The 18,429-nt window shown below is 37.4% G+C and carries 15 protein-coding genes and 1 pseudogene; 12 read left to right on the top strand and 4 right to left on the bottom strand.

Annotated elements, in window-relative coordinates; genetic code table 11:
* The first annotated feature begins 43 nt into the window (after nt 1-43).
* Together KBP46_RS02935 and KBP46_RS02930 are read left to right on the top strand one after the other, a co-directional pair.
* On the top strand, nt 44-1,081 hold the full coding sequence (locus KBP46_RS02935; RefSeq protein ID WP_253297170.1) for a sensor histidine kinase: 1,038 nt from the start codon (nt 44-46) through the stop codon (nt 1,079-1,081).
* A complete protein-coding gene (locus KBP46_RS02930; RefSeq protein ID WP_120231155.1) occupies nt 1,062-1,763 on the top strand; it encodes a LytTR family DNA-binding domain-containing protein in 702 nt (233 codons plus the stop codon). The genes KBP46_RS02935 and KBP46_RS02930 overlap by 20 nt, the downstream gene beginning before the upstream one ends.
* A gap of 163 nt (nt 1,764-1,926) precedes the next feature.
* On the opposite strand, the pseudogene KBP46_RS02925 reads toward KBP46_RS02930, so the two are convergent.
* Nucleotides 1,927-2,243, bottom strand: a pseudogene (locus KBP46_RS02925) (multidrug efflux SMR transporter).
* Between the two features lie 237 nt (nt 2,244-2,480).
* On the opposite strand from KBP46_RS02925, the gene mug reads away from it, so the two are divergent.
* The gene (gene mug, locus KBP46_RS02920) at nt 2,481-2,984 is read left to right on the top strand and encodes a G/U mismatch-specific DNA glycosylase (protein ID WP_062669477.1); all 504 of its coding nucleotides are present in this window, start codon (nt 2,481-2,483) and stop codon (nt 2,982-2,984) included.
* 3 nt (nt 2,985-2,987) lie between these two features.
* On the opposite strand, the gene KBP46_RS02915 is transcribed toward mug, so the two are convergent.
* On the bottom strand, nt 2,988-3,593 hold the full coding sequence (locus tag KBP46_RS02915; protein ID WP_216444575.1) for a DNA-3-methyladenine glycosylase: 606 nt from the start codon (nt 3,591-3,593) through the stop codon (nt 2,988-2,990).
* Nucleotides 3,594-3,978: 385 nt separating this feature from the next.
* Here KBP46_RS02915 and KBP46_RS02910 point away from each other — a divergent pair, with 385 nt between their 5' ends.
* Nucleotides 3,979-4,902: a hypothetical protein gene (locus tag KBP46_RS02910; protein WP_120231157.1), complete on the top strand. Its 924-nt coding sequence runs from the start codon at nt 3,979-3,981 to the stop codon at nt 4,900-4,902.
* Nucleotides 4,903-4,919: 17 nt separating this feature from the next.
* The gene (locus tag KBP46_RS02905; RefSeq protein ID WP_216444574.1) at nt 4,920-5,903 is read left to right on the top strand and encodes a hypothetical protein; all 984 of its coding nucleotides are present in this window, start codon (nt 4,920-4,922) and stop codon (nt 5,901-5,903) included.
* A gap of 74 nt (nt 5,904-5,977) precedes the next feature.
* Here the strand turns inward: KBP46_RS02905 and KBP46_RS02900 are convergent, their stop codons facing one another.
* A complete protein-coding gene (locus KBP46_RS02900; RefSeq protein ID WP_216444573.1) occupies nt 5,978-8,149 on the bottom strand; it encodes a S9 family peptidase in 2,172 nt (723 codons plus the stop codon).
* A gap of 20 nt (nt 8,150-8,169) precedes the next feature.
* The gene (locus KBP46_RS02895; protein ID WP_062669465.1) at nt 8,170-9,558 is read right to left on the bottom strand and encodes an aminopeptidase P family protein; all 1,389 of its coding nucleotides are present in this window, start codon (nt 9,556-9,558) and stop codon (nt 8,170-8,172) included.
* 187 nt (nt 9,559-9,745) lie between these two features.
* Here KBP46_RS02895 and KBP46_RS02890 point away from each other — a divergent pair, with 187 nt between their 5' ends.
* From KBP46_RS02890 to KBP46_RS02860, 7 genes are all read left to right on the top strand, one after another.
* The gene (locus KBP46_RS02890) at nt 9,746-10,630 is read left to right on the top strand and encodes an AraC family transcriptional regulator (protein ID WP_228436650.1); all 885 of its coding nucleotides are present in this window, start codon (nt 9,746-9,748) and stop codon (nt 10,628-10,630) included.
* A 92-nt stretch (nt 10,631-10,722) separates the two neighbouring features.
* Nucleotides 10,723-11,646: a dihydrodipicolinate synthase family protein gene (locus KBP46_RS02885; RefSeq protein ID WP_216444572.1), complete on the top strand. Its 924-nt coding sequence runs from the start codon at nt 10,723-10,725 to the stop codon at nt 11,644-11,646.
* Nucleotides 11,643-13,133 carry an aldehyde dehydrogenase (NADP(+)) gene (locus KBP46_RS02880; protein ID WP_216444571.1) on the top strand — a complete coding sequence of 497 codons (1,491 nt, stop codon included), beginning with the start codon at nt 11,643-11,645 and terminating at the stop codon, nt 13,131-13,133. The genes KBP46_RS02885 and KBP46_RS02880 overlap by 4 nt, the downstream gene beginning before the upstream one ends.
* Nucleotides 13,130-14,128, top strand: coding sequence for a 4-hydroxyproline epimerase (locus KBP46_RS02875; RefSeq protein WP_216444570.1), 999 nt, complete (start codon nt 13,130-13,132; stop codon nt 14,126-14,128). Before KBP46_RS02880 ends, KBP46_RS02875 begins: the two co-directional genes overlap by 4 nt.
* An 8-nt stretch (nt 14,129-14,136) precedes the next feature.
* Nucleotides 14,137-15,402 carry an FAD-binding oxidoreductase gene (locus KBP46_RS02870; protein ID WP_216444569.1) on the top strand — a complete coding sequence of 422 codons (1,266 nt, stop codon included), beginning with the start codon at nt 14,137-14,139 and terminating at the stop codon, nt 15,400-15,402.
* A gap of 81 nt (nt 15,403-15,483) precedes the next feature.
* Nucleotides 15,484-17,832, top strand: coding sequence for a zinc-dependent metalloprotease (locus tag KBP46_RS02865; protein WP_216444568.1), 2,349 nt, complete (start codon nt 15,484-15,486; stop codon nt 17,830-17,832).
* Nucleotides 17,742-18,236 (top strand): GNAT family N-acetyltransferase, encoded by a 495-nt coding sequence (locus KBP46_RS02860; protein WP_216444567.1) that lies wholly within the window; start codon nt 17,742-17,744, stop codon nt 18,234-18,236. Before KBP46_RS02865 ends, KBP46_RS02860 begins: the two co-directional genes overlap by 91 nt.
* Nucleotides 18,237-18,429: the final 193 nt, after the last annotated feature.

Below are 18,429 nucleotides of genomic sequence, written 5' to 3'. Positions count from 1 at the left end.
AATAAGCTTGAAATCAGACAGTCAATCCAAATGGCGGATTCATTTGCTTTTTTGGATATTGTATTATATTCTGGAGGTTTACCTTGACTTTTATTGGTCCAGATATCAGTTTCCGGATTTCAAATGGCAGATAAGACTTCAGAATACATTTATACTGGAGCTCGGATATCTTTTTGTGAAAATTCCATTAGCATATGCTTTGCTGTATGTATATGAAAAGGTGGATCTTAAACTTATTTTTAAATATATTTTCTGTATTTTCATTGTAACAGCATCTGTTTTGGGTCACCGGTTTTTAACCCATTATATCATATATCCGTATATCTATGGCGTTACAGAAACATTGGACGGAAAGCATACTTCAGGATTTATCAATGGCTATGTGGTTTTTAATTCTTTTATGGATCTGATTTTTATGATAGGCCTTATTTTTGGGGTTGAAATTACACGGCAAAAGAATGTACTCAAAGAACAGATCTCTCAATTAAAAGCTGAAAAACTGGATCAGGAGCTTACCATGCTAAAGGCACAGATCAACCCTCATTTTCTTTTCAATACGCTTAATAACATTTACGGAATGGCTCTGAAAAAAGCAGATGAAACTCCAGATGTTATTCTTCAGCTTTCCAAAGTAATGCGGTATAATATTTATGAAGCTGCAGAAAAAACGATTTCCCTAACCAAGGATATTGAAAATATTAAAGATTTCATCCAGATTCAGAAGATTCGTTACCATCAGCTTACCGTTAGTTTTATAGAAGATATTGATAATCCTTTTCAGAAAATTTCACCTCTGATATTGATACAGTTTGTAGAAAATGCCTTTAAACATGGTGTTTCCGAAAGTCTGGGAGAAGCATTCATTACCGTAGATATCCGATTAAAAAACGGAATCCTTACTTATTTCATAGAAAACTCCAAGCAGAAACAACCCCATAAGCATTCCACAAAAATAGGTCTGAAAAATATACGCAGGCAGCTAGAATTGCTTTATCCCAACCATACGCTTTCTGTAGAAGATAAGAATAACCGTTATAGTGTAACTTTAACCATTGATTTCTATGATACAACCAGCCACTAAAAGATACAACTGTATTATTGTAGAAGATGAACCTATTGCTGCAGATATCCTGGAAAATTTCATTTCCAGAGATCCGGAACTGAATCTCGTAGGAAAATGTGCAGATGCAGTATATGCCAGTAGTCTTTTAAGTATTCATGATGTAGATTTAATGTTTCTTGATCTCCATCTTCCGGTAGTAAAAGGCTTTGATTTTCTCAGAAATGTAAAAAATCCTCCTTTTGTGATTGTTACAACTGCTTATCATCAGTATGCGGTAGAAGGCTATGAGCTTGATATTGCAGATTATCTGATGAAACCCATCCCTTATCAGCGTTTTTTGACTGCTATTGGAAAATTCAAGCATTTGATGGAAGCAGATGATGCTTTACTCGAAGTTTACGAACGTGATTTTATTTTCATGAACAGTGGTAAAAAGAAGGTTAAAATTATTCTCCAGGATATTTTTTATATTGAAAGTTTAAGAGAATACATTCATATTCATACAAAGACAGAGACTTTCACTTTTAAAATGCCCATTAGTAAAATGGAGGAAATTCTAAATCCCAAAATGTTTGCCCGCATTCATAAATCTTATATCATATCAAGATCAAAAATAGAAGTAAAATCTGCCAATATTATTCAGATCAATGGAAAACAACTTCCCGTGGGAAGAACTTATAAGCCATTGATAGAGCTTTAGGATTGAGAAGTGAAATCCTGTTCAAAACCACCCCGTCAAAGGGAGGAAAATTTTAAGTCTTTCAATTCAAAGGGCGACCAATATAAATAGAGATAGTTTATGATTTGAATGTTGAATACTGCTTTGGCTTAAGATGTTTAATCATCCTAAGCCAATTTTTTGTTTAAAATAACTTAAGACCAATAATCCCTACAACAATCAGTAATGCAGACAATAACCTTAAGATACTGGCTGAATCCTGAAAAAAAAGAATACCCACCAATAAAGTTCCTACTGCACCAATTCCTGTCCAGACTGCATATGCCGTTCCTATAGGAATACTTTTTGAGCATACCAAAGAAATCCACCACTGACAGTCATACATAGAATCGAAAAAATGATCCAGCTCCATTTATTATTTTCCGGCTGTTGGGATAGTTTAAGCCCTAATGGCCATCCGATTTCAAAAATCCCTGCGATAATTAATGCAATCCAGTTCATACTATTTCTGTTTTAATGAAATGATATTGAGAATGAAAATCTTTTAAAGAAAATTCATTGCTTTTACGGTACAAAATTATCATTACCAATTTATAGTCAGCCCTACAAACTATGTGATCCGGTAAAAAACAGAGATAGAATGTATTTTACCGAAGATGAACCGTTTCATATAATATAATGGAATTGGATAACACAAATAAGTGATACCTTTATACCTCGAAGTAACTTAATATCATTATGCTGACAGACATTATTTCAACGCATCTCAACATTATTTTTTGTGGAATTAATCCTGGCTTAAAATCATCCAATGACGGTCACCATTTTTCAGGAAGGAGTAATCGTTTTTGGAAAGTACTGCATCAGGCAGGGTTTACATCTTATGAAATAGAAGCGGTGAATGATACTTCTCTTCTTGATTTTGGATATGGACTAACCACAGCTGTGGCCAGAGCAACCTCTCGTGCAGATGAACTTTCAAAGGAGGAATTTGATGAATCTCTTGAAAGTTTTAAACTGAAAATAACAAAGTACCAGCCGAAATATATTGCTTTTCTCGGTAAAGCAGCTTACAAGGCATTTTCTAAGAAAAAAGAAATTCTTTGGGGAGAGCAGTCAGAAGATTTTTGTGGGGCAAAAGTCTGGGTTTTGCCCAATACAAGTGGGCTGAACCGGGGGTTCTCTCTTGACAGTCTGGTGATGTATTATAAAGAGTTTTATCATTCGGTTCATGAATCCTGATATTTATACTTTATTGGGTTTGCTCACATATTTATTTCCTTTCACAAAAAAACGCCAGGGTAAAAGCGCATCTTCCTGTGCATAGGCAACACCAATACGAGGACCTGCAATGATTTCAGACTGAGGATATGAAATCCCATGGTCTTCAATCCAGATCTCATGTCCATCCAGATCTTTTTTATTGAATGTCCGGTCAATTCCTAATGCTTTCGCTGCTGATCCCGGACCTGCAGAAATAGAAGGTTTAGAAGCAGACATATTCCTTCTGAGTTCCATAATTTCTTTTCCAATTAAAGGTTCTATAGCCCTCACAAGAACGGCATGAGGATCATCCTGCACTGAAGTCACCACATTGAAAAGATGATGAATCCCATAGCATAGATACACATAAGATACACCGCCATGACTGTATAATGTTTCTGTACGGTCTGTACGTCTGCCTCCATAGGCATGGGAAGCTTTATCCTTAACGCCAAAGTAGGCTTCTGTTTCTACAATAATTCCGGCTGTTGTTTCACCATTGATTTTGGTAAAAAGTACTTTTCCCAAAAGATCCTGAGCCAGAAAAAGAACATCTTGATTGGAGTAATAGGCGCGTGGTAGTTTCAAATCCGTGATATTAGAATTATCAATTCAAAAATAATGATAATTTATCTTAAATGAAATTCAGGAAGATGAGTTTATTTTAATAAATAATAAATATGTAAAGCGCAGTAATTTTTCAATACGCTTTTGTTTTTAATATTTATACTGTTAAAAGAAGAGTATTCATACGTAATATGTATGATAATAATTTTTAAAGCTCACGTTTTCAATATCTAAATAAAAGTAAACAAATCTATTTTGATGTAGCAATAAAATAATTAAATGACTGAAAATGAATCATTTAAATTTAAATGCGAAATTTGCGCTGTATACGTGATGTATTTATGTTGTATATATTTATTTGATATATTTTGATTTTTGATGCAGATTTGTCATCAAATAACACACGATGAAAAAAATATTATTACAGGCTTTTGTGCTTACTTTTGCATTAAGCCATTCCCAGGTAGGCATTAATCAGCCATCCCCATCTGCAGCACTGGATATTGTCTCAAAAGGCAATACCAATACTACAAAAGCATTAGAAATAAACAATTCCACAGGAACGGAAATGATGACAGTTCTTGATAATGGAAATGTGGGAATAAACGCACCTATCCCTACTGCAAAGCTGCATACCAAAGGAAGTATCCGCTACGAAAATCTTCCCCAATTAGCATCCGGTGTAACGCCTATTGCAGTAGATGCCAATGGATATGTAGGTACCTATGTACCTGCTGTACTTTATTCATACATTACTATCGATAACTCTCAGACTACTTCAGCATTTTCTCTTTACAATAATAGTATTTTCTATAGTCTACCTTTCCAGGCTACCGGTATTGCCAGTAATTCACTAAATGTAACATTGGGGACTGATACATCTGCAACGCTAAACAGGATCTCCGGAGGAAGTAATCCGGCAACCAATGTAATTTACATTACCATTCCTGATCCTGGCGTGTACAAGCTAAATTTAAAGTATTATATAAATTGTACAGGTGCTATTTCCGGTAGTAGTGGAGGGAACAATTTTATAGGTGTAGCCAGCAGCATTTATCTGGCATCTGCAGGAAGTACTACTTATAACGAACAGACCAGTATACGCTCCAATCTATTTCCTCTACGTGACAGTACAGGTAATTTAAGCAGCCCAGGGCAATATGATTATCCCTCACAAAATAGCATATTTTCTATTATAGCAACTACAACAGCCAATCAGAAAGTTGCTTTATTTACTAACTGGGGAACAGGTGATCAGTTCAACACAAATGCATGTTCTCTTTCAGGGGCTGCTGATAAAAAAGTAACATTCATTATTTCTAAGTTATAACTGCAAATAAAACGGTAATGAACAAAATATTCTTTATACCCTTTACATTTGTTTCCTTCTTTTTATTTGCTCAAAGCAGAAATATAGGATTCAATACAGCTACACCGAGCGCCACTCTTGATGTTGTATCTAAAAACAATACTAGCACAACTAAAGCTTTGGAAATTAATGACTCCTCATCTTCAGAACTTATGAAAGTAATCAATACCGGAAATGTGGGAATTAATATAGGGACATCCACGCCCACAGCCCTATTACATGTAAACTCTGCCGGAGTACTTAATATAAGGCATGAAAATTTACCTGGACTTTCATCACCGGCTTATACTCCTCCTTTCAATAAATTAGGCGTGGATGCCTCCGGAAATAGTGCAATAATGCCAGTTACTGTTAAATATTTGTATTATCAGCAACTTTCAAAATATCCTGCCACCTATTCACTTTCTAACAACACCGGAGGATTTTCGCTATATGACCCCAATCAATATATCAATATTCCTATTATTAATGATGCCGGACTAAAAGGCAATAGCGCAGGATTTACTTTTGGTACAGATACTTCAGCAACAGTGAATGGTCAGTCGGTAAGTAATGTTAAATATATTGTAATTCCTGAGCCTGGCGTATATTCTTTTGAAGCCTGGGGATCAGTACGTTGCAACAGATATAATAACACTCAAAATTATAGTTTCTCCGGACAGATCAATATAAATACCGTTTTTGCCAAAGCATCCGGCAGTACTTATACTTCTAATTCTGTTTCAAGAGGAATTATTACCGCAGGCAGGGATGATTCTGGAAATGCAACAAATACAGCTTATTCATTTTCAAATGCTCAGATGTTAATGCATACATTACAAACAACAGTACCCAATCAGAAAGTGGCACTTTTCCTTCAATATGTCAGTGGAGAACCCAATCAGTTAACCCACGATGAATGTTTTCTCAATATACCAACTGGTGGTGACACAAGTTACTATATCATCATTACTAAATCGTAGTTTACAATACCAGGTTTAATAAAAAATACTCTTTAAATACAAAAACCTGCAATATTGCAGGTTTTTGTATATTTTTATCTTGCTCCCGGAGGGCAGTGTTCTTTTAAATACTTGGTAAACATAGTTGTCAGATGCAGCAAGGTTCCTTCACCTTCATTAATAGCGTGGCTACGGTTAGGATAAGACATCAGCTGAAATTGTTTGTTGTATTTTACCAGTTCGTTAATATAAACTTCCGTATTTTGGTAATGTACATTGTCATCACCTGTTCCATGAACCAACAGAAGATTTCCTTTTAAGTTTTTAGCATAAAACAATGGTGAGCCTTTCACAAAGTCTTCTCTGTTTTCCTGTGGAAGCCCCATATAACGTTCCTGATAGATATTGTCATAGAATAACTGGTTGGCAACCGGTGCAATAGCGATTCCAGTTTGGTAAATGTCGGGATACTGCCCCAAAAGATTCAGGGTAGAAGAGCCTCCGCCGCTCCAGCCCCATACGGCAACTCTTGAAGTGTCAATATAAGGCCATTTTTCAAATAAAGCTTTTGCTCCCATCGCCTGATCACGGATATTCATCTGACCTATTTTACGATAGACAGATTTTCTCCACTCACGTCCTCTCGGAGAAGGTGTTCCCCGATTTTCAAGAGAAACATATAAATAACCGTCTTCAGCCATATCTCCTGCATATAACCAATTCCAGCCGGTATAAAAATCATCTGTGACTGTTTGCAGAGCAGGCTCCCCATATACGTAGAAAACGATTGGGTATTTTTTATTAGGATTAAAGTTTTTAGGCTTTACTACCCAACCATCTAATGTAATACCGTCCTGGGTAGTAATCTGAAAAAATTCAGTTTTAGATTTTGCAGGATCTGCTTTTGCAGACCTCTTGGCAGCAACCAATTCTTTATGTTCCGGAAGTGATATCACTGCATCTGCTGAAAATGCATTGATACTGTTATTGGTAAACATGGCAATTTTTCCATTGGGTGATATCGTATAAGTATTAGAGCCTGTATAGGATTCAGGGGTTACTTTTTGGGCTTTTCCTCCTTTCATACTTACTTTGTACAGGTATTTCTGAGTGGCATTATTCGGGGAAGCTAAAAAGTAAATCTGGTTGTTCTTAACATCAAAGAATTCTGGTTTAATTACATCGTAAGCATCTTTTGTAATTAAGGTCTCTTTACCATTCATATCTATTTTATAAATATGTCTCCATCCGTCCTTCTCAGAAAGCCATAAAAATTCTTTACCATTATTAATCCAGTCCCAGCCTTTTGGATCGTTGTCATTCCATCGGGTTTTTATATCAATCCAAGCCGCATCGCTTTCTGTGTGAATGACCTTACAGCTTCCGGAATTGGCATCTGCTACGATAATTTTACTTTGATTCTGCTTTCTGTTCAGTTGCTGCAGAATAATGGATTTAGAATCCAGCACCCATTCCATTCTTGGAATATAGTTTTGCTTCTCATCCCCTGCAATATCGGCTTTCTTTGAAGATTGGGAAGCAAGATCATAAAACCAGATACTGCATCCGGAAGGATCTTCTCCCACCTTTGGATATTCTACCGGAACGGTAAAAGAATACAGACTGTCTGTATTATTGATCATCAGAAAGTTTTTCGTACCACGTGCATCCAGCTTCCAGTAAGCAATTTTTCTGCCGTCCGGGGACCATCTGAAACCATCCTGGGTTCCGAATTCCTCTTCATATACCCAGTCAAAAGTTCCATTGATCATTCCGTCTGTACCATCTGTAGTGATTTTAGTCTGCTGATTGCTGGCAAGATCTTCCACATAAATATTATGCTTAGATACATAAGCTACTTTTTTGCCATCAGGAGAATACTTTGCAAACATCAGTGAGGAAGCAGGTAATCCTTTTCCCAATTGGGTAAGCTTTTTGGTATTTTTGTCGAAAATCCAGTAATCTCCTCGGGTATTATCTCTCCATACTTTCTTTGTATTGGCAAAAAGCAATAAACTTTTATCATCAGGAGATACCTGAAAACTCTGTACCTGTAAGGCTTCAGAACTTCCGGCAGGAATCAGTTCACTACTGTTTAAAAGCGTCTGATCTTTTCCGGGATGCAATAGATCAACAATTTCCACTCCTTTTTTAGTAAATGAATAATAAGCGTTGCCATCTGGAGTCCATTGTGTCTTCTGTGCCGCGAATGGTGACAAGCACAGGAAATACAAGGCAATAGCTGTTAGTTTTTTTATATTCTTCATAGATAGTATTTGAATTAAACTCAATGTTCAGCTCTGTAATTTTCAATTTCTTCAACGGTTTTAATTAATCCGTTACCTAAAAGTCTGTATCCGTTATCTGTGATCAGGAAATCATCTTCCACACGGATTCCTCCGAAATTCCGGTATTCATTTACTTTATCATAATTAATAAAGTCTACGTTTTTATTTTCAGCCTGCCAAATGTCAATCAGTTCCGGAATCATATAAATACCTGGTTCAACAGTTACAACAAAACCGGATTCCAAAGCTTTCCCTAAGCGTAAAGATTTCAGTCCGAATGTTTTGGTATCTTTTGGTTCTTCTCCTGTATAACCGATATACTGTTCTCCAAGATCTTCCATATCATGTACATCAAGTCCCATCATATGCCCGAGTCCACACTGAAAGAATAGGGTATGAGCATGATTCTTTACAGCATCTTCAGGGTTTCCTTTCATCAATCCAAGATCGATAAGCCCTTCTACCAGGTGTTGTGCCGCTTTGAGGTGAATATCTTTAAATCGTATTCCCGGTTTCAAAAGGTTTTGAGCCTGATTAAAAGCGTTCAGAACCACTTCGTACATTTCCTTTTGCTTCGTTGTAAAAGTTTTCCCTACAGGAAAGGTTCTGGTAAGATCACCCGCATATCCCATTGCGGTTTCTGCTCCGGAATCATTCAGGAAAAGATCGCCTTCTTTTATGGTATTAAGACGATAATGGTTATGCAGAATTCCTCCGTTGATGGTCACAATAGGAGGATAAGACATCTGACATTCTTTATTCGCTGCAAGATACTGGATCGCGTTGGCAATTTCATATTCTTTCATTCCCGGCTTCGTTGCACGCATGGCCAGCAAATGCATTTCATTGGATACATTCACAGCCTGTTCAATCTGTACAATTTCCTGAGGCTCTTTGATGGAACGCTGTTTTACAATGGCTTTAATCATTTCCACAGATGGTTGCAGTTCTGCAATTTTAATCCCAAGAAGGTCTCCCAGTACAATTTTATTGGAAGACTGATAGGGAGGAAGATAATGTACTTTTCTTCCTGAAGCTTTTGCTTTTACAATATATTGAGAAAGATCTGCATAAGGTAAAGTTTCCTGTACTCCGGACTTCAGGCTTTTTTCTTTCAAGGTTTCCTGCCTGCCCATCCATACAATATCATCGATACTTAGTTCATCTCCGAAAACAATGGTCTTATTTTCATCAATATCGATAATAGCCGCAATGCGGGGTTCCTGAATTCCAAAATAGTATAAATAGGTACTGTCCTGACGGAAATAATAAGGATTATGTTCAAAGTTCACAGGATTCTCTATATTTCCAAGAAATAATAAGATTCCGTTAGAGACACTTCTTTGTAATACTGACCTTCTGTCTTGATAAGTTTGTGCTGAAAACATATATTATGAATACTTTTTATTTTAAAAGTTTAAAGTTACGATTTTGTACTATTTATAGTACTTTATTCATTAAAAATAAGAATATGTAAAATTTGGATTTTAATATGATATTTAATGTTCATATTTTGCTTAACTTCAGCAATATTTTAACCTTGCTAATCTAATAACCCGGTAAAGCTTTCATATTATGATGAAGAGTCTCCAGTTTTCTGTTCCTGCCGATACCAATAAAAGTATCCGCATTCAGGAAGATATAATGCCTAATTTCTATCCTTATTTCCATCGTCATACAGAAACACAGATCATGTGGATTCTTAGAGGGCATGGAACACTGGCCATAGAACAGAATCTCTTTAATTTCGAGGCAGGTGATATTTTCTATCTCGGAGCTAATCAATCCCATGTTTTCAGGGGTAGTTTTGAGAAAAACGAAAAGCAGAAAGTTCATGCTATTTCTATTTTCTTTGATCCTCATAAAAAGATTGCTGCATTTTTTGACTTACCGGAATTTGAAGAACTTAAAAACTTCATCAATCATTCAGAAGTGGGTTTCCAGGTAGCAGCCAAACTTAAAGAAAATATCGCAGGAGATATTGCTGCACTGCAAAAAACAAATGGTGTAGATCAAATTATTGATTTTATAAGGATTTTAAACCACCTTATGCAAAACAGGCATTTGCATATTCCTTTATCCTCAGAAAAAAATCTGCCTAATCCTGTTTCTGATACAGATCAAAGAATTATAAATGCACAGACTTTTATCAAGAAAAATTTTGCCCAACATAAACTAACCCTTGATCTTATTGCCAAAGAAGCCTGTATGACACCTCAGGCATTTTGCCGGTCTTTTAAAAAACGTACCCGCATCACTTATATTGAATACCTAAATGAACTTCGTGTACAACGGGCCTGCAGACTATTGACAGCCAGTAATATGTATAGTATTTCTTCCGTTGCATTTAATAGTGGATTCAATAGCCTTACCAATTTTAACAGGGTTTTCAAATCCATTATGAAATATTCTCCTAAAGAATACCTGAAGCACTACAAAGAAGCCACCATAGAGCAATAAAAAACAACATGTTAAAATACGGTGAGAACCTATTAAAATATTAACATTTACCGTTTTAAAATTCTGCTAGTTTTGGATAAATATTATTTGATATGAGTACAAAACTAAACTGGGAAGGTATTTATCCCGCTGTATTAACGCCTTTTACAAAAGAAGGTGAGATAGACTTTGACATGTTTGCCACCAATACAGAAGCCCAGATTGAAGCAGGAGTTCACGGGATTATCCTTGCAGGAACATTAGGAGAAGCCAGTGCTTTGGAAACAGAAGAAAAATTTGAACTGCTGAAATATGCCAAAAAGATAACTCAGGGAAGAATTCCTGTTATTCTTAATCTTTCCGAAAATACTACCAGAAATGCAATCAACTTCGCCAAGAAAGCAAAAGAACTAGGAGCAGACGGTCTTATGTTGCTTCCACCTATGCGCTACAAAGCCGATAACCATGAAGTTGTTGAATACTTTAAAGCAGTGGCTTCCGCTACAGATCTTCCTATTCTTATTTATAACAATCCTGTTGATTATGGTATATATGTAACCCTTGAAATGTTTGAAGAGCTTATTGAATATCCGACCATTCAGGCTGTAAAAGAATCGACAAGAGATCTGGCGAACGTAACCAGAATGATCAACCGTTTTGGAAAAAGGATCAAAATTCTTGGCGGGGTAGATACGATTTGTCTGGAAACCCTGATGCTTGGAGCAGACGGTCTTGTGGCAGGTCTTGTAGATGCGTTTCCTAATGAAACCATGGCAATGTACAACTATGTGAAAGCCAATGAATATGATAAAGCTGTAGCAATTTACAGATGGTTTATGCCATTGCTGGAGCTCGATATTCACCCTAAACTTATTCAGTATATTAAACTGGCTGCAACAGCAGAAGGGATAAGCAATCCTTATGTGAGAGCCCCACGTCTTGAACTTCATGGAGAGGAAGCTGAAAGAATTCAAAAAATCATTGAAGAGGGCAGAGCGAATCGTCCCGTATTATTAATTCCAGAACAACAAATATGATGGAAGAAACATCAACACAAAATATTGATAGAAGAATCCAAAAGGCTGCTGAAGCCTTTCAGTTTCTTAAAAACACGACAGTCACAGAGCGGGCAGAATTTATGAATGCTGTCGCTGATCAAATCGAAGTATTAGGAGTAGAGCTTCTGGAAGTTACTCATCAGGAAACGTCATTGCCATTAGCCAGACTTATTGGCGAAAAAGCCAGAACAGTAGGACAATGGAGAAGCTATGCAAAAGCTGTTGCTTCCGGGATATATACAGAAGCCCGAATTGATCTTGCCCAGCCTGAAAAACAAAAAGGAGATCTCAGAAAATATAATGTAGGCATCGGACCTGTCGTTGTTTTCGGAGCCAGTAATTTTCCTTTTGCATTTTCTACTGCAGGAGGAGATACTGCCAGTGCTATCGGTGCGGGTTGTCCTGTCATTATAAAAGCACATCCGGCACATCCTCAGACTTCACAAATGATGGCTGATGCTATAACAGCCGTTGTTAAAGCCTTTGGATGGCCTGAAGGAGTTTTTAGTCATATTACCGGAACATCCTATGAGATCGGAGGTTATTTAACTCAGCATAAAGACATCAGGGCAGTTGCGTTTACCGGTTCCTTCAATGGAGGGAAGGCTTTGTTTGATATTGCTAACAGCCGTGAAAATCCTATTCCTGTATTTGCAGAAATGGGAAGCATCAATCCTGTATTTGCTTTTCAAAACTTGCTTGAAAACAAAGCAGAAGCATTGGCAAAAGAATATAGTACTTCTTTAACGTTAGGAGCAGGACAGTTTTGCACCAATCCTGGAGTATTTATTGCTTTGAAAGGAAAGGCACTTGACCGCTTTATCAATGCTCTAAAAGAGGAAATTCAAAATGTGGCTCCCGCTACAATGCTTCACAAAGGGATATTGGAAAGTTTTGAAAAAAATAGAAATATTGCAACAGAGCAGACAGATATTGAAATAATTGCTTCATCAAATACAGACGCAGAAAATGATCAGGGAAGTGCTTCAGTGATAAAGACAAATGCTAAAACATTCCTGAATAATCCCGTCTTGAGTGAAGAAGTCTTTGGCCCGTTTGGTATTGTTGTAGCGTGTGAAACAGATGAAGAGATCATGAAGATTGCCCAGCAGCTAAAAGGACAGTTAACCATTACCATTGCAGCCACCGATGAAGATGTATGTAATAATCCAATACTGATCAATATTCTCAAAGATAAATGTGGAAGGCTACTATTCAATGGAATGCCTACAGGAGTGGAAGTTGTATATGCCATGCAGCATGGTGGTCCGTTTCCATCTACTACTGATTCCCGTTTTACCTCTGTGGGGCCGGATGCTGTAAAGCGGTTCGTTCGTCCTGTTTCTTTCCAGAACTGGCCGGATGAATTTCTACCCGATGAGCTTAAAAATGGCAATCCATTACAAATCAGCAGAATGGTGGATGGAGTAATGAATTCAGAATCTTTAAAATTACAGACCACATGAACAGAACTTTTTTTTGTATAGATTCTCACACCTGTGGATGTCCTGTACGTCTTGTTGCAGGAGGTGCACCTATTTTAAAAGGAAATTCCATGATGGAACGCAGGCTTCACTTCATGAAAGAATATGACTGGATAAGAAAAGGATTGATGTTTGAACCCCGTGGTCATGATATGATGAGCGGAAGTATGCTGTATCCTCCTGTCGATGAAAATAACGATATCGGAGTTTTATATATTGAAACCAGCGGATGTCTTCCCATGTGCGGACACGGTACCATTGGAACAGTTACCATTGCTATTGAGGAAGGACTTGTTGTACCTAAAATTCCGGGAAAATTACGTCTTGAAACCCCTGCAGGGCTTATTCTCATCGATTATATACAGGAAGGGAAAAAAGTAAAGTCTGTAAAGCTGACGAATATAAAATCTTTTCTCTATGCTGAAAACCTGGAAGTAGAATGTCCGGATCTTGGCTTAATAAGTGCTGATGTCGCTTATGGCGGAAACTTTTATGCTATTATAGATCCTCAGGAAAATTTCAGAGATATCTCTGATTTTACGGCCAGTCAGCTCATCCATTATGGAAAAATTATCAGAAAATTGCTCAACGAAAAATATGAATTCATCCATCCGGAAATTGAACATATTACAGGATTAAGCCACATTCAGTGGACGGGGAAACCTAAAGATCCTAAAGCCAGCGGAAGAAATGCAGTATTGGTGGGTGAAAATGCTTTAGACCGTTCGCCATGTGGTACGGGAACTTCAGCAAGAATGGCCCAATGGTATGCTAAGGGAAAACTGAAGCAAGGGGAAGAATTTATTCATGAAAGCTATATCGGTTCCCAGTTTATCGGGAGAATTGAAGAGACTGCTACTTTAGATGGGAGACCAGCCATTATTCCGTCAGTAGAAGGCTGGGCAAGAATTACCGGATATAATCATATTATTATTGATGATGAAGATCCTTATTGGCAGGGTTTTCAGGTGATGTAAACAAGCATATGACACAGAATAGAGGAAAAGCACTGATTATCGGTGCAGGAATAGCAGGATTAAGCTCAGCGTACTATCTTTTACAGAAAGGATGGCAGGTGGAAATTCTGGAACAGAATGATCTTACCAACAACTGTTCTTATGGAAATGCAGGAATGATTGTGCCCAGTCATTTTACCCCGTTGGCCGCACCGGGTGTAGTTGCTCAGGGAATACGCTGGATGTTTGACAGTAAAAGTCCGTTTTATGTAAAACCTTCACTCAATTCCAGGCTGGTTTCCTGGGGATTGAAGTTTTTGAAACATTCCAACCAGAAACATGTTGATTACTCTGCTACTGCAATCCGGGATCTTAATCTGGCAAGCAGCAAATTGTATGATGAAATTGCCCAAAAAGACGGATTTGATTTTGAACTGAATCAAAATGGTATTCTAATGCTCTATAAAACAGAGAAAGTGGCAGAAGAAGAGACAGAGTTGGCTTACAAAGCCATCAATATGGGATTATCTGTTGATATTCTGGATCAATCAGAAATTCAGGAGCTGGAGCCCAATGTCCGGCTGGATGTAACCGGTGGGGTTAATTATAAGTGCGACGGCCATATGAATCCCATGAAACTGATGAAACAAATGATCTCTTATCTTAAAAATAAAGGTGTCGTTTTTCATACTCATCATCAAGTAACGGGCTTTAAAACTTTTGGAAATACGATTAAAACGGTCATTGCCAATGGTAAAGAATTTACAGCCGACCAGTTTATCATGACAGGAGGTTCATTTTTACCTGAACTTGCACAAAAAGCAGGTATTAAAATACAATTAATGCCCGGGAAAGGTTATTCGTTGATGCACCAACCGGAAAATCCGCATAATACATTAGAGCATGCCGCTTTATTACTCGAAGCTAGAGTAGCAGTGACTCCAATGAATGGACAGATCCGTTTCGGCGGAACGATGGAGCTGGCTTCCCATCAGGATAAAATTAATATGAAAAGGGTAGAAGGAATCATCCAATCCATCCCCAAATATTTACCCGATTTTAAGGTTGAATCCCCTAAAGAATCCGAAATCTGGTTTGGATACAGACCCTGCGCCCCGGATGGCCTTCCGTATTTAGGACAGTCTTCCCAATTGAAGAACCTGATTATCGCAGGCGGCGGCGGTATGATGGGACTAAGCCTAGGACCCATTTTTGGAAAAACAGTTTCAGAACTTGCCAATGACGAAAAGCCAACGGTTGATATAGAAATATTCAACCCTGATAGATTTAGTTAAAAAACATCACATAACACACCAAATTAAAGCTAAAACAATTTGATTACTTAAATAATTTATTAACAACCAAATCCAAAATTTATGAAAAAATTTAAATTACTACTAATTGTTTCCCTATTTCCAGTAATAGGTTTTGCTCAGGAAAACAGACCTCGTGAGTGTAAAGCAGATGAAATGATGAAAAAACATTTTGAACTGCACCCTGAATCTAAGGCTGAATATGAAAATTTTGAGAAATACACTCAAGATTTCGTAAAAAAAATGGGATCAGACAAAAATTCATTGAATAATAGGGCCAGCAATCCAACCTACATCATCCCTGTGGTTTTTCATGTGTATGGAGAATCTCAAAGTAATGTAAAAGTAAATTACCAAAAAGTAGTTGACTTACTGCAACAAATCAACTTAAATTTCAATGGAATCAACACGGATTCAAATACCGTTGATCCTGATTTCCAATCTATCAGAGGAGCATTAAGTATTGAATTTCGATTAGCTAAAATTGATCCAACCGGAAAAGCAACAAGTGGAGTAGTATTTCACCCTTTCAAAGGCGGATATGGCAATGGAGGCGGATATGATGCAGAAATTGGCTCCGATGCCTGGGATAATACAAAGTATATGAATGTGTATATCCAAAATGACCTATATGCCAATAAGGATTTATATCAATCAGGAGTTGCCTGGTATCCGGATTCATACATGACTTCAGTAAATACAGCCAGAGTGGTGTATAATGGACGTTATATATTTAATGCTGCAGGAACAGTGGCTTCAAACGAGTTTTCTGATACATTCACTCATGAATTCGGGCATTGGCTAAATCTTCAGCACACCTTCAATGTTCTTTGTTCAACTGCAAATCCAGGTAATGATGGGGATGGAGTTGCAGACACCCCTGTAGAAAATACTTCTTCCGGATTGGGATGTAACTCTGGTAACAATTGTCTTGGACAAAAAGTAAACGTTGAAAACTATATGGGATACAATGGTTCTGCCGGCTGTTATAAAATGTTTACCAATGGACAGGTTAACAGAATGCTGGCAGCATTAAACCATCCTTCAAGAATAAATTTATGGCAGCCTGCCAACTTAGCCGCAACCGGAGTTGCCAATACTCCACCAAGATTAGCCCTTAGCAACAGTACATTTACAGAGAACTTAAACAATAATGGAGTCGTGTCATTAGACGGAACAGTAGCATCTGCCCCTATATCAACGATTACGCTGAACGGAGCAACATTTGCCGTACCCAATGGAACAACTCTTACTGCAGGAACCCATTTCACGTCTTCATTACCAGCAGGATTAACTGCAAGTATAGTAGTTACAAGCCCTACGACTGCTACACTTACTATAAATGGTGCAGCAACCAGTCATTCTAAAAGTCAGGTCTTAAATTCATCAATTACGTTCCTGAATCCGGCTATAACAGGAGGCGTAACTTCATTAGGATCAACGACAGCTTTGGCCTTAACTTTTTCTTATAAAGATCCTTACAAAATAGTTACCGGAACTCCTCTGGAAAGTTATGCCAACCCAACACCAACAACAGTAACCACCAACTCAGGGGCAACCTGGAAATATTTTATCATTAACCCGGAGCTTAGTGATGATGCAGGGTATGGCGCCTGGTACTATGGAGCCAATCAATTAAAATTGGAAACTTATTGGAAAGGATTAGTGTGCCAAACAGGAACAAGAAATATTAGTTTAATTCCAGCCTGTACCACCATAACGAATGCAAATAATATAGGGTATCCAACTTGGACTCCCGGACAACTGGATGTGTATACTCCTACCTATACTACCTGGTCTGGTAAAACCGCTTATGTTGGTTTTAGAAACCAATTCGATGGCTACGATATTAACGGCTATTTCAAAGTGAGCGTTGGGGCCAATGGTTCAAATTATTCTGTCACTGAGTTTGCATACAACACACAACCATATGGAAGTATTACAACACCTTGTACACTATTATCCACTGCAAATGTTGATACAACAAACACAGAAACATCTATCTATCCAAATCCGGTTTCTGATGTTTTGACAATTAAAACAAAGGGGGAAATCAAATCAATTTCTGTCTACGACATGTTTGGAAGAAAAATGAATGCTAAAGCTATTGGTGATAAGGTTGACGTTAAACACTTCCTAAGCGGAACTTATTTGATTGATATTGAAACCTCTTTAGGGAAAACTTCTCAGAAATTCATTAAAAATAGTATTACTATTCATATACAGTTGATTGGGCTTCATTGTAAGCCCAATTTTTTTATCCTGTTTATGAGCAGTTCTTCATTTATTTATGTAATTTTATTCTTTGATAACAATATTCAATGCATTATAAAAACGACAGGATCATTATCCGTGAATTTACCCCTGAAGAATTTTCATTATTTTCCACTCTTTTTGAAAATGAAAATGTAACCCGGTATCTGCCCTACAAAACCCCGGCAGAATATAAAGAAATGTTTGACAAAGCATTGGCAGATTATGAAGGGGGACCATTCAGCAGATGGGGAATTTTCCAAGCCCAGAACAATGATTTTGTTGGAATGTGCCTTGCCAGAATCTTTCTCGACAATCCTGATCAGATGGAAATAGGCTATACTTTAGATGAAAAATACTGGGGTAAAGGTCTCGGAACGGACGTCTGTAAAACACTTGTTGACCACTGTTTATCAATAAATCATCAGAAAGATATCGTAGCAGTAACTGATCTTGATAATATCGGGTCCCAAAAAGTACTTTTGAAAAGCGGCTTTAAAAGAGTTGAAAATCTAAAACGGGAGGATAGAGAACTGGCTTATTTTATTTTACAGAAAGAGTAAACTTATGGCTCATATTACAAACGGAGGGCTTAGAATTCCCCTCTTGTGGAGGGATAGCAAAAATTCAAAGAATTTTTGACGGGGTGGTTAGCTTTTCCCACAGATTTCACGGATTTACACAGATGTTTGTGTATTATAAAAATCTTCGATTTTTAAACTTAAGTGAACTTCTCAGCAGTTTATCTGTACTTAA

This window comes from Chryseobacterium sp. PCH239, assembly GCF_018924625.1.
GTDB lineage: Bacteria > Bacteroidota > Bacteroidia > Flavobacteriales > Weeksellaceae > Chryseobacterium > Chryseobacterium cucumeris.
The sequence above is the reverse complement of the archived record's forward strand: the minus strand, read 5'-3'. Positions and strand labels throughout refer to the sequence as shown.

What these genes read in the sequence shown, in the direction of transcription:
- KBP46_RS02905 (WP_216444574.1), top strand. Translation starts at nt 4,920, where the DNA reads ATGAACAAAATATTCTTTATACCCTTTACATTTGTTTCCTTCTTTTTA.
- KBP46_RS02930 (WP_120231155.1), top strand. Translation starts at nt 1,062, where the DNA reads ATGATACAACCAGCCACTAAAAGATACAACTGTATTATTGTAGAAGAT.
- KBP46_RS02910 (WP_120231157.1), top strand. Translation starts at nt 3,979, where the DNA reads ATGAAAAAAATATTATTACAGGCTTTTGTGCTTACTTTTGCATTAAGC.
- KBP46_RS02890 (WP_228436650.1), top strand. Translation starts at nt 9,746, where the DNA reads ATGATGAAGAGTCTCCAGTTTTCTGTTCCTGCCGATACCAATAAAAGT.
- KBP46_RS02885 (WP_216444572.1), top strand. Translation starts at nt 10,723, where the DNA reads ATGAGTACAAAACTAAACTGGGAAGGTATTTATCCCGCTGTATTAACG.
- KBP46_RS02875 (WP_216444570.1), top strand. Translation starts at nt 13,130, where the DNA reads ATGAACAGAACTTTTTTTTGTATAGATTCTCACACCTGTGGATGTCCT.
- KBP46_RS02860 (WP_216444567.1), top strand. Translation starts at nt 17,742, where the DNA reads ATGCATTATAAAAACGACAGGATCATTATCCGTGAATTTACCCCTGAA.
- KBP46_RS02880 (WP_216444571.1), top strand. Translation starts at nt 11,643, where the DNA reads ATGATGGAAGAAACATCAACACAAAATATTGATAGAAGAATCCAAAAG.
- KBP46_RS02870 (WP_216444569.1), top strand. Translation starts at nt 14,137, where the DNA reads ATGACACAGAATAGAGGAAAAGCACTGATTATCGGTGCAGGAATAGCA.
- KBP46_RS02900 (WP_216444573.1), bottom strand. Translation starts at nt 8,149, where the DNA reads ATGAAGAATATAAAAAAACTAACAGCTATTGCCTTGTATTTCCTGTGC.
- KBP46_RS02865 (WP_216444568.1), top strand. Translation starts at nt 15,484, where the DNA reads ATGAAAAAATTTAAATTACTACTAATTGTTTCCCTATTTCCAGTAATA.
- KBP46_RS02895 (WP_062669465.1), bottom strand. Translation starts at nt 9,558, where the DNA reads ATGTTTTCAGCACAAACTTATCAAGACAGAAGGTCAGTATTACAAAGA.
- mug (WP_062669477.1), top strand. Translation starts at nt 2,481, where the DNA reads ATGCTGACAGACATTATTTCAACGCATCTCAACATTATTTTTTGTGGA.